Genomic DNA, 1,494 nt, shown 5'->3' with positions numbered 1-1,494 from the left:
GGCCATCGCCAACGTCAACGATGCCCCGACCGGTTCGGTGACGGTCGCCGGCGTGGCGACGGAAGACCAGGTGCTGACGGCCTCCAACACCCTAGCTGATGCCGACGGGCTCGGCACGATCAGCTATCAATGGCAGCGCCACACCGGCTCCAGCTTCGTCGACATCGGCGGGGCGACGAACACGACCTATGCGCTGCGCGATGCCGATGTCGGCGCGACGGTTCGCGTGGTGGCGAGCTACACCGACGGCCACGGCACGGCAGAGTCTTTGATCAGTGCGGCGACCGAGGTGGTCGCGCCTGTTCAGGATGGATACGTCATTGATGGCTACATATCAGGCGCCACGGTGTTTGCCGACGCTAACGGCAACGGCCAATTCGACTCTGGTGAGTATTCGGCAGTTACTGACAACTTCGGGCACTTTGTACTCCAGGGCGGATCAGGAGACCTTGTTGTCGTTGGGGGAACAGATACGTCGACCGACCAAGTCCTGATTGGAAAGCTGAGAGCACCGTCCGGGTCAGCGGTTGTTAGCCCGTTGACAACTTTGATCACGCTTCTGGTCAATGATCCGACTTCAAATCTGGACGTCGCAGCCGCCGAAGCACTGGTGCGCGGCGCTTTAGGCCTTGCGCCGGGTATCGATCTCCTGACACTCGATCCCATCACGGCAGCTTTCCAGGACAACGCGGATCCCTTCCTGGCTGGCATTTCCGTCCTGAACACCGTCAGTATGGTCGCGGCCGCGATTGCTGGCGCCGGCGGAGATCAGGATGCCGCCGCAAGCAATGTTTTTTCGGCGATTGCAAACCAGATATTGGGTCTTGGGGCGGGGGAGATCCTTGACCTGACGAGTTCATCGACGATCGATGCCATTGCTGACGGTGCTGCGACTGTTGCTCTGGATACCGATCTCCTTCAGGCGCTTGAAGAGGTCGTGGTTGCCAGCAATCAAACATTGGCGGACGACGCCGCGACCGCTTCAACGCCTGCGCAATTGGTCACAAACGCCACTGCCACGGCTTTTGTTGCCCAAGGCAGAGCTTCCGATGCCTTGGCCACCGCGGCAGATGACCCCGGCCAAATCGGTACTGTCGTCAATTCATATACTGGCGTTGGGCTTGATGCCGCTGTCAGTTCAGCTCTGAACCAGATCGGCAACATTGCGCCCGTCGTACAGGCCCATGCCACCCTAACGGAGGGAGCCGACAATCTCGAACCATCGATCCTCAATACGAGGGTTATATCGACCGCGCCGAGCCTGAACCCCACGGACAGCATCGACCTTGGGGGTGGCTATGACGTGCTGGCGCTGTTTGGGAACGGCAGCTTCGACCTGAATGGACCGTCGGTTCTGGCGGGCGTTGATGAGGTGCGGCTCACCTATGTGAACGGTTCCGGTCCCTCCGCGCTCACCCTGCGCGACGGGATGGACGTTTCGGTGAGTGTCAGCGGTTTCGGCAACGAGACGTCGATCTATCTGTCTTCGGGCAA

At 60.2% G+C, this 1,494-nt stretch carries 1 protein-coding gene; it reads left to right on the top strand.

The features are described from left to right. Positions 1-1,494: hypothetical protein (locus FJ960_RS29655; RefSeq protein ID WP_210243304.1), on the top strand; the 1,494-nt coding region annotated here is incomplete at both ends.

This window comes from Mesorhizobium sp. B2-3-11, from assembly GCF_006442215.1.
GTDB lineage: Bacteria > Pseudomonadota > Alphaproteobacteria > Rhizobiales > Rhizobiaceae > Mesorhizobium > Mesorhizobium salmacidum.
This window is presented reverse-complemented; position numbering and strand designations above follow the sequence as displayed.